Source organism: Ensifer sp. LBL (assembly GCF_050435225.1).
In the GTDB taxonomy this organism is placed as follows: Bacteria; Pseudomonadota; Alphaproteobacteria; order Rhizobiales; family Rhizobiaceae; genus Ensifer.
On the sequence record NZ_JBNDJY010000001.1, the window covers coordinates 1,277,194 to 1,291,273 of the forward strand.

Annotated in this window: 17 protein-coding genes; 6 read left to right on the plus strand and 11 right to left on the minus strand. The window is 64.4% G+C overall.

The annotated features are described in order from the left end of the window. Positions 1 to 9 precede the first annotated feature (9 nt). Both OKW20_RS06250 and OKW20_RS06255 read left to right on the plus strand, forming a co-directional pair. A complete protein-coding gene (locus tag OKW20_RS06250) occupies positions 10 to 960 on the plus strand; it encodes an aldo/keto reductase (RefSeq protein ID WP_429170914.1) in 951 nt (316 codons plus the stop codon). 19 nt (positions 961 to 979) lie between these two features. Beyond that, on the plus strand, positions 980 to 1,453 hold the full coding sequence (locus OKW20_RS06255) for an N-acetyltransferase family protein (protein WP_429170916.1): 474 nt from the start codon (positions 980 to 982) through the stop codon (positions 1,451 to 1,453). On the opposite strand, the gene OKW20_RS06260 is transcribed toward OKW20_RS06255, so the two are convergent. Together OKW20_RS06260 and OKW20_RS06265 are read right to left on the minus strand one after the other, a co-directional pair. Next, complete coding sequence (locus OKW20_RS06260) at positions 1,405 to 2,040, minus strand: hypothetical protein (protein ID WP_429170918.1); 636 nt, start codon at positions 2,038 to 2,040, stop codon at positions 1,405 to 1,407. The genes OKW20_RS06255 and OKW20_RS06260 overlap by 49 nt on opposite strands. A gap of 79 nt (positions 2,041 to 2,119) precedes the next feature. Next, the gene (locus OKW20_RS06265) at positions 2,120 to 3,010 is read right to left on the minus strand and encodes a LysR family transcriptional regulator (RefSeq protein WP_043617078.1); all 891 of its coding nucleotides are present in this window, start codon (positions 3,008 to 3,010) and stop codon (positions 2,120 to 2,122) included. 249 nt (positions 3,011 to 3,259) lie between these two features. Here OKW20_RS06265 and OKW20_RS06270 point away from each other — a divergent pair, with 249 nt between their 5' ends. The 3 genes from OKW20_RS06270 (at position 3,260) to OKW20_RS06280 (ending at position 5,107) form a co-directional block, all read left to right on the plus strand. Then, on the plus strand, positions 3,260 to 4,255 hold the full coding sequence (locus OKW20_RS06270) for an aldo/keto reductase (protein ID WP_429170920.1): 996 nt from the start codon (positions 3,260 to 3,262) through the stop codon (positions 4,253 to 4,255). Between the two features lie 101 nt (positions 4,256 to 4,356). Beyond that, a complete protein-coding gene (locus OKW20_RS06275; RefSeq protein ID WP_429170922.1) occupies positions 4,357 to 4,719 on the plus strand; it encodes a nuclear transport factor 2 family protein in 363 nt (120 codons plus the stop codon). Further along, complete coding sequence (locus OKW20_RS06280) at positions 4,700 to 5,107, plus strand: VOC family protein (RefSeq protein ID WP_429171161.1); 408 nt, start codon at positions 4,700 to 4,702, stop codon at positions 5,105 to 5,107. The genes OKW20_RS06275 and OKW20_RS06280 overlap by 20 nt, the downstream gene beginning before the upstream one ends. A gap of 65 nt (positions 5,108 to 5,172) precedes the next feature. Here OKW20_RS06280 and pheT read toward each other — a convergent pair whose 3' ends face one another. From pheT to OKW20_RS06325, 9 genes are all read right to left on the minus strand, one after another. After that, positions 5,173 to 7,599, minus strand: coding sequence for a phenylalanine--tRNA ligase subunit beta (pheT, locus tag OKW20_RS06285; protein ID WP_429170924.1), 2,427 nt, complete (start codon positions 7,597 to 7,599; stop codon positions 5,173 to 5,175). Positions 7,600 to 7,732: 133 nt separating this feature from the next. Beyond that, positions 7,733 to 8,815, minus strand: coding sequence for a phenylalanine--tRNA ligase subunit alpha (pheS, locus tag OKW20_RS06290; RefSeq protein WP_043617089.1), 1,083 nt, complete (start codon positions 8,813 to 8,815; stop codon positions 7,733 to 7,735). Positions 8,816 to 8,867: 52 nt separating this feature from the next. Next, entirely contained in the window at positions 8,868 to 9,641 is a 774-nt protein-coding gene (locus OKW20_RS06295) for a serine/threonine protein phosphatase (RefSeq protein WP_429111966.1), read from the minus strand. 145 nt (positions 9,642 to 9,786) lie between these two features. Beyond that, complete coding sequence (gene rplT, locus OKW20_RS06300) at positions 9,787 to 10,191, minus strand: 50S ribosomal protein L20 (protein ID WP_043617092.1); 405 nt, start codon at positions 10,189 to 10,191, stop codon at positions 9,787 to 9,789. A 39-nt stretch (positions 10,192 to 10,230) separates the two neighbouring features. Continuing rightward, on the minus strand, positions 10,231 to 10,434 hold the full coding sequence (rpmI, locus tag OKW20_RS06305; protein WP_043617095.1) for a 50S ribosomal protein L35: 204 nt from the start codon (positions 10,432 to 10,434) through the stop codon (positions 10,231 to 10,233). A 219-nt stretch (positions 10,435 to 10,653) separates the two neighbouring features. Continuing rightward, a complete protein-coding gene (locus OKW20_RS06310; RefSeq protein WP_429170926.1) occupies positions 10,654 to 12,021 on the minus strand; it encodes a sensor histidine kinase in 1,368 nt (455 codons plus the stop codon). After that, positions 12,018 to 12,683, minus strand: a complete 666-nt coding sequence (locus OKW20_RS06315; RefSeq protein WP_043617101.1) for a response regulator transcription factor — start codon at positions 12,681 to 12,683, stop codon at positions 12,018 to 12,020. Before OKW20_RS06315 ends, OKW20_RS06310 begins: the two co-directional genes overlap by 4 nt. A gap of 9 nt (positions 12,684 to 12,692) precedes the next feature. After that, the gene (locus OKW20_RS06320) at positions 12,693 to 13,166 is read right to left on the minus strand and encodes a PepSY domain-containing protein (protein WP_429170928.1); all 474 of its coding nucleotides are present in this window, start codon (positions 13,164 to 13,166) and stop codon (positions 12,693 to 12,695) included. A 280-nt stretch (positions 13,167 to 13,446) separates the two neighbouring features. Further along, entirely contained in the window at positions 13,447 to 13,635 is a 189-nt protein-coding gene (locus OKW20_RS06325) for a hypothetical protein (RefSeq protein WP_429170930.1), read from the minus strand. Positions 13,636 to 13,650: 15 nt separating this feature from the next. On the opposite strand from OKW20_RS06325, the gene OKW20_RS06330 reads away from it, so the two are divergent. Beyond that, entirely contained in the window at positions 13,651 to 13,953 is a 303-nt protein-coding gene (locus tag OKW20_RS06330; protein ID WP_429170932.1) for a hypothetical protein, read from the plus strand. Positions 13,954 to 14,080: the final 127 nt, after the last annotated feature.

A 14,080-nucleotide genomic window follows, 5' to 3' on the forward strand; every position in this document is an offset into this window, starting at 1 on the left:
AGCGAAACCATGGAAAAACTGAGACTTGGCCGCACCGATCTGACAATCGCGCCCCTCGTCTTCGGCGGCAATGTCTTCGGCTGGACCGCCGACGAGAAGACCTCTTTCGCGCTGCTCGACGCCTTTTTCGATGCCGGGTTCAACGCCATCGACACTGCCGATGTCTATTCTTCCTGGGCGCCCGGCAATCAGGGCGGCGAGTCCGAAACGATCATCGGCAAGTGGCTGAAACAGTCGGGCCGGTCTCGCGACAAGGCCGTCATCGTCACCAAGGTCGGCTCCGAACTCGGACCCGACCGCAAGGGGCTTTCGCGCCGCTGGATCCTGCAAGCGGTCGAGGATTCGCTGAAACGCCTGCAGACCGACCATATCGACCTCTATCTCTCGCATTGGCCGGATCCGGAAACGCCCTACGAGGAGACGCTTGCGGCCTACGACCAGCTTCTGTCCGAAGGCAAGGTGCGGGCGATCGGCGCCTCCAACCTGAACTCGCTGCAATTGCGCGAGGCGCTCGACGTGTCCGCCAACCAGGGCCTGCCCCGCTATCAGGTGCTGCAGCCGGAATATAATCTCTACGACCGCGATGCCTTCGAAGGGCCGCTGCGCGACCTCTGCATCGCCGAGGAGATCGGCGTCATCAGCTATTTCGGGCTGGCGCGAGGCTTCCTTTCGGGAAAGTACCGGACGCACAAGGACCTAGAAGGCTCGGCACGCGGCAGCGGTGTCGAGAAATATCTCGACGGACGCGGCATGCGCATCCTTGGCGTGCTCGACGACATCTCGGCCGACACCGGAGCGACCCAGGCGGAAATCGCCCTTGCCTGGATCCGCACGCGCAAGGGCGTCACGGCCCCCATCGCCAGCGCCACCAGTCTTGCGCAATTGCAGAGCCTCATTCGGTCCGCCGAACTCAAGTTGTCGGACGAGGCGGTGCGAAAACTCAACGACGTCGGTGAATGACGGGAGCAAAAACAACACAATGGCATTGACGATACGCGCCGCGACAGGCGGCGACGAGGCGGACTGGCGTCGCCTCTGGGCCGGCTATGTCGCCTTTTCCGGCAGCGAACTCGCCGAAGACATCATCGACGGCACCTGGAAGCGGTTGATCGATCCCGCCGCGCCGCTCGTTGCGCGGCTGGCGATCCTCGACGGGCAGGTGGTCGGCTTTGCGATCTGCCAGGAGCAGCTCGCCACCTTCTTCCGCCAGCCGATCTGCTATATCGAGGATCTCTATGTCGATCCTGCAGCGCGCGGCCAAGGCGTGGCGCGGGCGATGATCGACGATCTCATTGCGCATTGTCAGGAGAAGGGCTGGGATCGGCTCTACTGGTACACCGAGGCCGACAATGCCACGGCGCGGCGGCTCTATGACCGCTACTCCCGCACCGACGAGCATGTGCGCTATAAGGTCAATATCGGCGCGGTCCTCAAGTCCGGAAACCCGGCATAGGCCTCGGCATGGCGGCCTCCCTGGTTCGCCATACCGGCCTTGGTCAAGACACCGCGCGGCTCGACGAAACTCATGATCCGGCGCGCCGGCCGCTCGTGCCATTGGATGTTGAAAGCCCAGAGCTTCGGGAAGAAACAGAGCGAGGCGTAAGGCAAATGGTCGTGGATCCACCAGGCGATCGACTGCCAGCCGCCGATCTCGCCGCGCCGGTCCCAGACCCAGGGGATGACGATACAGGCGGTGGCGCCGATGCATCCGTCGGCATCGCGCATGTCCCAGATGTGATCTGCGGCCGAGGCTGCATTGGTCGAGCAGTTCAGCCCGTTGGCATTGCCGAAGCCGTTGACGGCGCGGTTGCGGTAGCCGGAGCGGATGACGAGACGACCGAAGGTCGCCTCCAGCGGCTCCAGCAACTCTTCGCAGAGACGACGACCGGCCTCGATCGCCAGATCCGGATCATCGGGAATGTTCGGGATGCGGTAGAAATCGGCGATCTCCGAATGCAGGAAATCGCGGAAGAAGAAGTTTCGGGAAAGCCGCACCCGGCCGAGATCTTCAAGGCCCTTCATCGAACCGGGCTTCTTCATGGACCTTCCTCTCATCAAGACATGAAACCAATGGCATTCCAGATCCAGGCCTGTCGCGCCACCCGATTTCGCGCCGTGGCTATCCGCTGTGCCGGAAGAAATCGATGAAGGCGCGCAGTGCCGGCCGCATCTGCCGGCGGCTCGGATAGTAGAGATAGGGACCGGCATAGGGTGCGCACCAGTCCGCCATGACGCGCTCCAGCTTGCCTTCGGCAATCGCGGTCTCGACGCGCGACAGGAAGAGATAGGCAAGGCCGGCGCCGCCCATTGTCGCCTTGATGATCGGTCGGTCTTCGCCAAGGATCAGCGGTCCCTCGACCGATACCGTCAGTTCCTCGCCATCCTTCTCGAATTCCCAGCGATAGAGCGTGCCGTTGGAGAAGCGCCGACGGATGCAGCGATGCTGCGCGAGGTCGCGCGGGTGCTGCGGTCGGCCGTAGCGTTGGAAGTATTCGGGTGACGCGACGACGGCGCTTTCGAGCTCCGGCCCGACCTTAACCGCGATCATGTCGGCCTCCAGGCTCTCACCGAGCCTGATGCCGGCATCGAAACCTTCTTGGACGATATCGGTGAAGCCGTCCTCGTTGGCGATTTCGAGCACAATCTCGGGATAGCGGTCCAGGAAGGCGCCCAGGCGCGGCGCAAGGATCAGATCGGCAGCGAAACGCGGTGCCGTGATGCGCAGATTGCCGGCGGGACGCTCGCGGGCGTCCGACGCCGCTTCCAGAGCATGGGCGATCTCGTCGAGCGCCGGTGCCAGCCGTTCGAGCAGCCGGCGCCCCTCCTCCGTCGGCGCGACGCTGCGGGTGGTGCGGGCGAGCAGGCGAATGCCGAGGCTCGCCTCGAGGCTGCCGACGGCGTGGCTGACGGCCGACGGTGCGACACCCAGTTCGCGCGCGGCTCCGCGAAAGCTGCCATGGGCGGCGACGGCGGCCAATACCGCGAGTTGGGAGAGCTGTGTTCTGTTCATTGATCGAAATGATAGAACAGCCCGTGAGAATTGACAGTGATTTTCAGTCGCCCCGCCGAGGCCTATTCTTCACGTGTTGCCGGGCTCGAACGACGCGAGGAGAGCGTTCGGCAATGGCACAGAGGAACCTGCCGCTCCGTGATGGAAGGCGTAAGCGGCGGTGCCCACCCACCCATTCATTGCCTCGGACGATAGACGTGCGCTCCCAGCGCGCTACCTCTGACGCATGTCAGCCAGACAGGATCAGACATGAAAACCCGCAAACTCGGAAGTGACCTTACCGTCTCCACCATCGGCCTTGGATGCATGGGCATGAGTTTTGCCTATGGCGCCGCCGACGAAGCGGAATCGATCCGCACGCTACAGCGCGCCGTCGATCTCGGTATCACCTTCTTCGACACGGCCGAAGTCTACGGCCCGTTCGAGAACGAAAAGCTCGTCGGCAAGGCCCTCGGCCCGATGCGCGACAAGGTGGTCATCGCCACCAAGTTCGGCTTCCGCATCGAAACCGGCGTGCCGAGCGTCCAGGCGATCAGGGGCGTCGACGGCCGGCCGGAACAGGCAAAGGCGGTGGCGGAAGCCTCGCTCAAGCGGCTCGGCACGGATGTCATCGATCTCTACTACCAGCACCGCGTCGATCCTGAGGTGCCGATCGAAGACACCGTCGGCGCCATGGCCGAGCTGGTGCGCGAGGGCAAGGTGCGGGCGATCGGGCTTTCGGAAGCGAGTGCGGCCACCATTCGCCGCGCCCACAGGGTTCATCCGATCGCCGCGGTGCAGAGCGAGTATTCGCTCTGGTCGCGCGACCCGGAAGAAGACGTGCTTGCCACCTGCCGCGAACTCGGCATCGGCTTCGTACCCTACAGCCCGCTTGGACGCGGCATGCTGACCGGCGCGATCCGCAAGGTCGAGGATCTGGAAGCCGACGACTTCCGCCGCTCGCTGCCGCGGTTCCAGGCGGAGAATCTCGATGCCAACGTCCGGCAGGTCGAAACGCTGCAGGCGCTGGCCGAGGAAAAGGGTGTCACCGCCGCTCAACTGGCCCTTGCCTGGGTGATCAACCAGGGCGACTTCATCGTGCCGATCCCCGGCGCACGCAAGCTCGACCATCTGGAACAGAACGCCGCCGCTGCGGACATCACGCTCACGGCCGAAGAATCGAGCCGGCTCGCCGACGCACTCTCCCCGGCCCTGGTCGCCGGCAAGCGCTACACGGATGCGTCGCTGGCGCTCACCAACCGCTGACACCTTCTCCTCGCGCCACCGGCGCGAGGAGATCACCCATCGAAATTCCCGCCGGGTGCCCTACCTCTCGATCGACGGTCAAAAGGTCAGGAGGAGCGGGGATGTCCGACGAACAGGCGATCAGTGCAGTGGTGCACCTCTATGTCGACGGCATGGCATTTGCCAACGAGGGGGCGCTGCGCAAGGCGTTCCATCCGGATGCTGCGATCATCGGCAATTACCAGGGCGCACTCGAATGGATGACGCGTGACGGCTTCATCAAGGCGATCCTCGACACCGGTGCGGCACCGCCCGGAACACAGCCGGAAATGGACGTGCAGTTGATCGACATTACCGGCGACGCCGCCACGGTGAAGGTCATCGACAGCTTCGCCGGAGAGCGCTTCTCCGATTACCTGTCGCTGGTGAAGATCGACGGCCGCTGGCTGATCGTCAACAAGATCTATCACTTGCACGCGCAATGACGGACGGCGGGCCCGAGGCCACGTCGACCGGCCGGCCATCGAGCATGTACAGCTTGCGATACCGGAGGGCGGCGAGGACTTGGCGCGCGGCTTCTATGGCGGGTTGCTCGGGCTGACGGAGGTCGCCAAGCCCGCCAATCTGCTTGGCCGTGGCGGCTGCTGGTTCGAGCGGGGCAGCATCCGCCTGCATCTCGGCATCGACCGGGATTTCGTACCGGCGCGCAAGGCCCATCCGGCCTTTCTGGTCGACGATCTTGAGCGGATGATCCTCAGGCTCGAAGCCGGCGGCGTGACGATTGCCGAGGACGAGCCGCTTGCCGGCTACCGCAGATGTTATGTCAACGACCCGTTCGGCAACCGCATCGAACTGATGCAGCGCGCGCAATAGGCCGCAACGAAAAGGGCCGCTGCGGTACAGCGGCCCTTTCGGTATCCGTTTTTTTTTCGATCGGATCAGGCGCGCAGAACGCCGCCGGTCGTCTTCGTCACATTGGCGACGATCTTGGCGGTGAGCGCCTCGAAATCCTCGTCGGTGAGCGTGCGCTCGACCGGCTGGATAGTCACTTCGATGGCGATCGACTTCTTGCCTTCGCCGAGCGAGGCGCCCTCGAAGACGTCGAAGACGCTGACGCCGGTGACCAGCTTGCGGTCGGCACCGGAAGCGGCGCGCAGGATGGCGCCGGCTTCCACCGTCTTGTCGACGACGAAGGCGAAGTCGCGCTTGACCGCCTGGAACGGCGAGAGGTCGAGCGCCGGCTTGGTGCGGGTCGCCTTCTTCTTCGGCTCGGGCATGGCATCGACATAGATCTCGAAGCCTGCAAGCGCACCCGAGACGTCGAGCGCTTCGAGCGTCTTCGGGTGGAACTCGCCGAAGGTGCCGAGAACGATCTTCGGGCCGAGCTTGATCGTGCCGGAGCGACCCGGATGGTACCAGGCGGGACCGCCCGGCTCGAACTGGACGTTGCCCATCGGCACGCCGCAGGCTTCGAGCACCGCAATGGCGTCGGCCTTGGCGTCGAAGACATCGACCGGCTTGCCGCCGCCCTTGGCGGCGTTCGACCACAGACGGCCGGCGCCGTTCAGCGATGCGGTACCACGACGAATGCCGCCTGCAACGCGGCGCTGCGCGTCCGCCGTATCGCCTTCATAGGTGCCGGAGACTTCGAAGATTGCGACGTCGCCGAAACCCTTGTCGGCATTTCGCTGGACGGCGGCCAGCAGACCCGGCAGCAGCGACGGACGCATGTCCGACATGTCGGAGGCAATCGGGTTCGCGAGCTTCAGGGCAGCCGAGCCACCACCAAAGAGCTTGGCCTGTTCCTCGGAGATAAACGACCAGGTGACCGCTTCGAGCATGCCGCGGCTGGCAAGCGCGCGCTTGGCAAGGCGCGTGCGGATCTGCAGCGTCGTGAGGATCTTGCCGTTGACGGTGCCATGGCTCGGCAGCGGGGCGGCGACAATGTTGTCGACGCCGTGAATGCGCATGACCTCTTCGACGAGATCGGCCTTGCCGTCGACATCGGGGCGCCAGGACGGTACCGAGACCTTGAAGCGATCGCCGGAACCTTCGACGCCGAAGCCGAGCTTCTTCAGGATCGAGACGCTCTCCTCGGAGGAGACTTCGAGACCCGTCAGGCGCTTCACTTCGGAAACCGGGAAGTCGACGACCTTCGGGCTGTAGCCGGCATAACCGACCACTTCCGCCTTGGCCGCCGTGCCGCCGCAGAGTTCGAGCACCAGCTCGGTGGTGCGCTCGAGACCGGGCACCATGTATTCCGGGTCAACGCCACGTTCGAAGCGGTAGCGCGCATCGGTGATGATGCCGAGCGTGCGGCCGGTCTTGGCAATGTTCATCGGGTCCCAGAGCGCCGACTCGATCAGCACGTCGGTGGTGTTCTCGTCGCAGCCGGAATGTTCGCCGCCCATGACGCCGCCGATCGACTCGATCGCCTTTTCGTCGGCGATAACCACGTTGTTGGGGCCGAGTTTGTATTCGCGCTGGTCGAGCGCCAGCACCGTCTCGCCGTCCTTGGCGCGGCGGACCGTCAGGTTGCCCTTGACCTTGGCGGCGTCGAAGACGTGCATCGGGCGACCCTGGTCGAAGGTCATGTAGTTGGTGATGTCGACCAGCGCGTTGATCGGGCGCAGGCCGATGGCGAGCAGACGCTGCTGCATCCACTTCGGCGACGGGCCGTTCTTGACGCCGCGCACCAGGCGCAGCGAGAAGCCCGGGCACAGATGCTTGTCTTCGCCGAGGTCGAGCGTCAGCTTGGCGGGCGTGTCGCCTTCCACCTTGAAGGTCGGCACGTTGCGCGCCTTCAGCGTGCCAAGGCCGGAGGCGGCGAGGTCACGGGCAATGCCGTAGACGCTGGTGCAGTCCGGCCGGTTCGGCGTGAGATTGATCTCGATCATCGGATCGTCGAGGCCGGCGTAGGTCGCGTAGCTCGTGCCGACGGGCGCATCGGCGGGAAGGTCGATGATGCCGTTGTGGTCCTCGGAGATCTGCAGTTCCTTTTCCGAGCACATCATGCCGCGGCTTTCGACGCCACGGATGGTGCCGACGGCGAGCGTCACGTCGATGCCGGGCACGTAGGTGCCGGGGGCTGCAAAAGCGCCGACGAGGCCGGCACGCGCATTCGGTGCGCCGCAGACGACCTGGATCGGAGCGCCGTTGCCGGTATCGACCATCAGCACGCGCAGCTTGTCGGCGTTCGGATGCTGCTCGGCCGAAACGACCTTGGCGATGACGAAGGGCTTGAAGGCGGCCTTGTCGTCGACGTCTTCCACTTCGAGCCCGATCATCGTCAGGCGCGCGCAGATCTCTTCCAGCGAAGCGTCGGTTTCAAGGTGGTCCTTGAGCCAGGAAAGCGTGAATTTCATGATTTCACCTGTGTCCTAGGAGCATTTTGCAGCCAGGTGGCATCACCTGGCGTCGCACAAATGCGGCAAAACAAAAAGAACGAGCGGAGGCGCGAACAGTGTGAGCGCGCCCGCTCCGGTCAACTGCGCGCGATCAGGCCGAGAGACCGCCGAACAGCGTCGGCATGTCCAGCGGGCGGAAGCCATAGTGGGTCATCCAGCGGACGTCGGCGTTGAAGAAGTCACGCAGGTCCGGCATGCCGTATTTCAGCATCGCGATGCGATCGAGGCCCATGCCCCAGGCGAAACCCTGGTACTCGTCCGGGTCGAGCCCGCCGGAGCGCAGCACGTTCGGGTGCACCATGCCGCAGCCGAGGATCTCCATCCAGTCGGTGCCTTCGCCGAACTTGACGATCGGGCCGGAACGGTCGCACTGGATATCGACCTCGAAGGACGGCTCGGTGAAGGGGAAGAACGACGGGCGGAAGCGCATCGTCACCTGGTCGACCTCGAAGAAGGCCTTGCAGAATTCTTCCAGCACCCAGCGCATGTTGGCGACATTCGCCGCCTTGTCGATCACCAGGCCTTCGACCTGATGGAACATCGGCGAATGGGTCGCGTCGGAATCCTGCCGGTAGGTCTTGCCGGGAATGATGATGCGGATCGGCGGCTTCTGCGCTTCCATGGTGCGGATCTGCACCGGCGAGGTGTGCGTGCGCAGCACCTTGCGCTCACCGTTTTCATCCGGATTGAAGAAGAAGGTGTCGTGCATCTCGCGAGCCGGATGGCCCTCGGGGAAATTCAGCGCCGTGAAGTTGTAGTAGTCGGTTTCGATGTCCGGCCCTTCGGCGATCGAGAAGCCCATGTCGCCGAAGATCGCGGTGATCTCGTCGACGATCTGGCTGATCGGGTGAATGCGGCCACGCTCGGCCGGCGACGAGCGCACCGGCAGGCTGATGTCGACGGTCTCGCGCGCCAGGCGCTCGGCGATCGCCTGGTCCTTGAGCGCCGACTTGCGAGCGGCGATCGCTTCGGCGACCGTGTTCTTCAGCGCATTGATCTGCGCGCCGCGGGTCTGGCGCTCCTCGGGCGTCATGGTGCCGAGCGTCTTCAGCAGCTCGGAGATCGAGCCCTTCTTGCCGAGTGCGTTGACGCGCACCGCCTCGATCGATCCTTCGTCGCCGGCGGCGTCGATGTCCGCCAGGAGTGTCCGTTCCAGTGTTTCCAGTTCGCTCATTCTGTCCTGCCTCGATGCGGGAATGGGTTCGGTTCTATATCGGTTCTTGTCTTCAAGAATGTGATTGCGTCGCACCCGCCAGATAGTCCGTCGCAGCGATGAAACGGATGATATCGTTGCCCTTGCGGAAGCGCAGGAGGAAGCGCGCCAGCGGCAGCAAGCGGATGAAGAGCGGCATGATTTCGGTGAGCGCCCTGCTGGCTTCCGCCGGAGCGGCGGACTTCCAGGCGGCAAAGGCCACTGCCGGGGTCTCCGGCAGAAGGGCCCGGCTCGCTACCTGCAAAAACAGGAGCCAGAGGTCGCGCGCCTGGGCGGTCGCCAGCGGCATGACGCTCGCAGGCACCTCCTCGAAATCGAGGAAGCCGAATTCGCCGTTGTCGATGATGAAATCGCGCGGATGCGGGCGTCCGTGGCAAAGGCCGGCGCGGTGCAGGCGCCCGAGTTCCGCAGCACAGCGCACCAGCAGCTGATCGTGGGCGTCGGCGTCACTGTCGCGCAGCGGCCCCATATGCTTGCTGACCGGCAGGCCGAGATGGGAGAGAACCAGCACCTTCGGTCCGCGATAGATGACCTCGGGCGTCATGAAACCGGCCTCGGAGAAGGTCGCGATCTGGCGAACTTCGCGCTCGATCATGCCCTCGATGTCGAGAAGGGGGGAAGGCAGCAGCACGGGAAGGCCACAGATCCGGGCGATGAAGGCTTGCGTGCGCAGCCAAAGACGGGGGCCCTGGCGACAGTAGCGCTTGATCCAGACCATACGATCCTTGAGCTCGCAGCGCTCAACGCGCTCCCGGCCGGCTGCAAGCGCTGCCAGCAGAGACGTCATATCGTCGTCATCAAGCTCCGGGACCGCGCATGGTCCCCTTCGATCGTGGTACACTTTCGTCCCGTAAAACAAGAAAAACCCGCGCCAGCCCTGCCAGCGCGGGTTTCCCAACTAATTTCAAAAACGATTTTGGGAAAACGCTGGCTTAACGAACAGCGCTTTCAAACTCGTTTTCCGTACCGGCTTCCTTGAGGTAGGCGAGCGCCTTCTTGGAAGCTTCGACGAGGGCGCCGAATGCTGCCGGCTCATGGATAGCCATGTCGGACAGAACCTTGCGGTCGACTTCGATGCCAGCCTTGTTCAGGCCGTCGATGAAGCGGCCGTAGGTCAGGCCGAATTCGCGGACGGCAGCGTTGATACGCTGGATCCAGAGAGCGCGGAAGTTGCGCTTGTTAACCTTGCGGTCGCGGTAAGCGTACTGCTTCGAACGGTCAACCGCTGCCTTGGCGGCGCGGATGGTGTTCTTGCGACGGCCGTAGAAGCCCTTGGCTGCCTTCAGCGTCTTCTTGTGTTTGGCGTGGGCGGTTACGCCGCGTTTTACACGTGCCATGTCATGATCTCCTTAACGTGTCCAATATGCCTGAAAGTCTTAGAGACCGTTCGGCAGGTAGTTCTTGACGACCTTCTTGCCATCGGGCTCAGCGAGGATCATCGTTCCACGCGCATCGCGGATGAACTTATTGGTACGCTTGATCATGCCGTGGCGCTTGCCAGCAGCTGCAGCACGAACCTTGCCGGTGGCGGTGATCTTGAACCGCTTCTTGGCAGACGATTTCGTCTTCATCTTGGGCATTTTGCTACTCCATTGTTCTTAAGAATCGAAACGGACAGACGAGGTCCATTTCCAGCGTTAAGAACGGCCACGGCATGCCCTGCCGGACCGTTCGGACGGGGGCTTATAACCGCACATCCCGAAAAGCGCAACTGGGGAATCGAAGACGCGGGCTGCAAGTGGCGATCCGATGCCTTCAGCGCCGGCACATTCCGCCAATTTGCGACGGCGCGTTGCGCCTCAGGCCGGATCACACGGGCGGCGGCTGCCGCCGCCGACGTCGAACGTCAGCGCGACCTCAAGACCACCCAACGCCGATTGCCCGAGCGACATGGCCGCGCCATAGGCCTCCGCTATATCGGCGCTGATCGCCAGTCCGAGGCCATTGCCGGAAGCGTGGCCCGGCGCGGCATTGGCACTGTGGCTCCCGCGGTGCATTGCCTGCGCGCGATCGCCCTCCGCAATGCCCGGCCCATCGTCACCGACGGCGATCCGAACGCGCCCGTCGATCATCCCCGCCGAAAGCCGGATGCGCGCCCGCGCCCATTTGGCAGCATTGTCGAGCAGGTTGCCGAGACATTCGGCAAGGTCGGCCGGATCGACGTCGATCGAAATCGACGGATCGATATCGACCTCCCAGGCAACGTCGCGCTCGGCGGTCACGGGACGCAAGACGCTGACCAGCTTGTTACCGAGGTCGGCGATCGAGGTCGTTGCCATTCGCTCGACGCCCATGCGGGCCGCCTGAAGCTGGCGGTCGGCGCGCTGGCGCACGAGGTCGACCTGTTCGAGGGCGATGTCGCGCTGCTGTTTCGGCAGGCCTTCGGCAAGTTGCGCCAGCACCGTCAGCGGCGTCTTCAGCCCGTGGGCAAGATCGCTGGCGCGCGCCCGAGCCTGCGCCAACGCCGTCGCGCGCTCCGCAAGCAGAAGATTGATTTCGCTGACGAGCGGCTGCACCTCGCTCGGGCCAGCCAGACCAAAATCCTTCTCCTCGCCGGAGCGGACGCGAGCGGCGCGCTCCCGCAGCCGCGCCAGCGGCAGAAGGCCGAGCGCACCCTGTAGAAATGCGGCGCCGGCAAGCACGGCCGCCGTCGCCAGCAGCATCAGCCGGATGCGGCCGTGAAAGGCGGACAAGGCGTCATCGAGTTCGCCGCGCGCAAAACCGGCGGCGACGGCGAACCGCTTGGCATCCGCGCCCTCGCCGAGCGTCAGGGCCTGGCGGTAGACGAGGATCGGCGCACCGTCGGGCCCCTCCGCCTCAAGAAAACCCAGGTGGTGCGACGCCGACGGGCGATCGGCATCGATCACCGTGTCCCAGAGGGAGCGTGAACGCAGCGGCGTGCCGCCGTCGCGGTCGAGCTGCCAGTAGCGGCCGCCGGCCGGCAGGCTCAGGCGTGGATCGGCCGGCGCGCGCGGCAGCACCAATTCGCCGTTGCGCACCCGCACCTGGGCGGCAACGGTATCGACGAGCGTTGCCATTTCGGCGCGGTAACGTCCGGCAACATAATCGGTGAAAAGCCGGCTTAAAGACAGCCAGACCACCAGCAGAACCAGGCAGATGGCGACCGATGCGCCGATTGCCAGCCTCAGCCGCAACGAGCGGATCATGCGCCAACGTCCGGCAGCACATAGCCAAACCCGCGCCGCGTTTCGATCGCGCCGCTCTCGGTCTTCTTGCGCAGGCGGGCAATCATCGCTTCCACCGCATTCTTGGCGGCATCGTCGTCGCGGCCCTGCACGTGGCTTGCCAGCTCAAGCGGCGTGACAACCTGGCCCTTGCGCTCCACGAACAGGGCGAGCATGCGGTATTCGAGCGGGCTGAGGTCGAGCGGCTGCCCGTCGAAGGTCACCCGGCGCCCTGCCTCGTCAAGGGTAAAGCGCCCGGCAGCACGCACCGATGTCACACGCGGACCGGCGCGCCGAAGGAGCGCGCGCAGCCGCGCCAGGAGCTCCTCGGCGCGGAAGGGTTTCGGCAGGTAATCGTCCGCCCCGGCATCGAAACCGTCGACGCGCTCCATCCAGGAGCCGCGCGCCGTCAGCACCAGAACCGGCGTCTCCAGCCCCGCCTGCCGCCAGCGCTTCAGGATCGACAGCCCGTCCATGCCCGGCAGGCCGAGATCGAGGATGACCAGGGCGTAGTTGCCGCTCTCTCCCTGCTCCCAGACATCCGGGCCATGGGAAAGCGTATCGACGCCATAACCTTCGGCCTCCAGCCGGCTTGCAACATGGGCTGCAATATTGGGATCGTCCTCCGCCAGAAGAATCCGCATGACGCTCCTCTAGAACCCGAAAATGTTCACGAACTTGCCGGTTCGAGCATTGATGCGCAGGTTGCGGATCGTGCCCTGCCGGTCGCGGGTGCGGAGCCGGTAGATCTCGCTGCCGCCGGATCGCTTGAGATCGACCGCGATGACCCGGCCGTATCTGTCTTCGTCGACCAGCCGAAGAACCTCCTTCAGCGGCAGGATGTCGCCCTTTTCGACGCCGTCGCGCGCCCGCTCCTGATCGCTCCGCCGCGCACCGCCGGCGCCATCCGCCCCGAGGTCTTCGTCGTCATCATCGTCTTCGTCTTCGTCGTCGTCATCATCATCGCCATCATCGTCGTTGCCGTGACCGCCGCCGCCATGCGAGCCGCCGTCATCATCATCGTCGTCATCCTTGGCCAGGGCCGCGATGCCGCCAGGCTGCGGCGCGAGCGAAAGCAGGAGCGAGCAGCAGAAGAGCGCGATCAGGTCTCGTCGTGTCATCGCCATGGCTTCATCCTGTCGCAACTGCTCCTCAGCTTCGGTTCCTTCCAAATGCGTTGGCGGATGCGCCCGCCAGGTGGTTTCTCTACCGCGACGCCGCGGACATCGTTCGGGGCGAGCCTATGCCAGCCTTGGCGAGAACGCCAGCGACGCGCATGCCCCCAATGCCGTCTCGGGCACAGGGGGCATGCGCTTGCCGGGTCGGACCGCCGGGCGGGCTGGTGACGGCCGACCATTGCTCCGGCGCATGGTGTGGGGCTAATGCGCCGGGCAAATCGTGACCGGATCAGAATGCCGGACGGATGGAGACGCTGCCGATCGGTCCCGGATTGCGGCGGATATCGCTGTCATGCGGCTCGACCGTCACAACGCGAACGCCGCGTTCGTATTCCACCTCGACCTCGAGCAGCCGGCCGAGATTGTCGACGGCAACCAGCGAGCCATTGCGCAGGCCGCGGAGATTTTCATCGGTCACCCGTAGCTCAATCTCATGATCATCCCGGGCATCGTCGAAGTCGTCGTCAAAGCGGTCGTCATCATCGTCATCGTCATCGTCACGATGACCGGGACCGCGATCATCGTCATCGTCGTCGTCGCGATCATGGCCCCGATCGTCGTCGCGGTCGTCATCGCCACCACCGCGGTCGTCGTTGTCGTTGTCGTCATCGTCGGCGAACGCCATGGTCGAGAAAGGATGCGACGGACCGGTGGCAACGAGCGAGGCGCCGATCGGCGCCGATACGAGGCCGCAGATACCGACCGTAGAAACGAGCAAGGCCTTTCGCAGCACTGAATTCATGATCTCGGCTCCTTCTCCCGATTTGATGCGGAGAGAATGGCACGGGATGCCTGACAGCTCGCTGAGGGCGACTGTCAGCATTCTGTCAGCAAAGCCGGAAGGATCGCGCAACGAAAAAAGC

What these genes read in the sequence shown, in the direction of transcription:
- OKW20_RS06250 (WP_429170914.1), top strand. Translation starts at nt 10, where the DNA reads ATGGAAAAACTGAGACTTGGCCGCACCGATCTGACAATCGCGCCCCTC.
- OKW20_RS06255 (WP_429170916.1), top strand. Translation starts at nt 980, where the DNA reads ATGGCATTGACGATACGCGCCGCGACAGGCGGCGACGAGGCGGACTGG.
- OKW20_RS06260 (WP_429170918.1), bottom strand. Translation starts at nt 2,040, where the DNA reads ATGAAGAAGCCCGGTTCGATGAAGGGCCTTGAAGATCTCGGCCGGGTG.
- OKW20_RS06265 (WP_043617078.1), bottom strand. Translation starts at nt 3,010, where the DNA reads ATGAACAGAACACAGCTCTCCCAACTCGCGGTATTGGCCGCCGTCGCC.
- OKW20_RS06270 (WP_429170920.1), top strand. Translation starts at nt 3,260, where the DNA reads ATGAAAACCCGCAAACTCGGAAGTGACCTTACCGTCTCCACCATCGGC.
- OKW20_RS06275 (WP_429170922.1), top strand. Translation starts at nt 4,357, where the DNA reads ATGTCCGACGAACAGGCGATCAGTGCAGTGGTGCACCTCTATGTCGAC.
- pheT (WP_429170924.1), bottom strand. Translation starts at nt 7,599, where the DNA reads ATGAAATTCACGCTTTCCTGGCTCAAGGACCACCTTGAAACCGACGCT.
- pheS (WP_043617089.1), bottom strand. Translation starts at nt 8,815, where the DNA reads ATGAGCGAACTGGAAACACTGGAACGGACACTCCTGGCGGACATCGAC.
- OKW20_RS06295 (WP_429111966.1), bottom strand. Translation starts at nt 9,641, where the DNA reads ATGACGTCTCTGCTGGCAGCGCTTGCAGCCGGCCGGGAGCGCGTTGAG.
- rplT (WP_043617092.1), bottom strand. Translation starts at nt 10,191, where the DNA reads ATGGCACGTGTAAAACGCGGCGTAACCGCCCACGCCAAACACAAGAAG.
- rpmI (WP_043617095.1), bottom strand. Translation starts at nt 10,434, where the DNA reads ATGCCCAAGATGAAGACGAAATCGTCTGCCAAGAAGCGGTTCAAGATC.
- OKW20_RS06310 (WP_429170926.1), bottom strand. Translation starts at nt 12,021, where the DNA reads ATGATCCGCTCGTTGCGGCTGAGGCTGGCAATCGGCGCATCGGTCGCC.
- OKW20_RS06315 (WP_043617101.1), bottom strand. Translation starts at nt 12,683, where the DNA reads ATGCGGATTCTTCTGGCGGAGGACGATCCCAATATTGCAGCCCATGTT.
- OKW20_RS06320 (WP_429170928.1), bottom strand. Translation starts at nt 13,166, where the DNA reads ATGGCGATGACACGACGAGACCTGATCGCGCTCTTCTGCTGCTCGCTC.
- OKW20_RS06330 (WP_429170932.1), top strand. Translation starts at nt 13,651, where the DNA reads ATGATCATCCCGGGCATCGTCGAAGTCGTCGTCAAAGCGGTCGTCATC.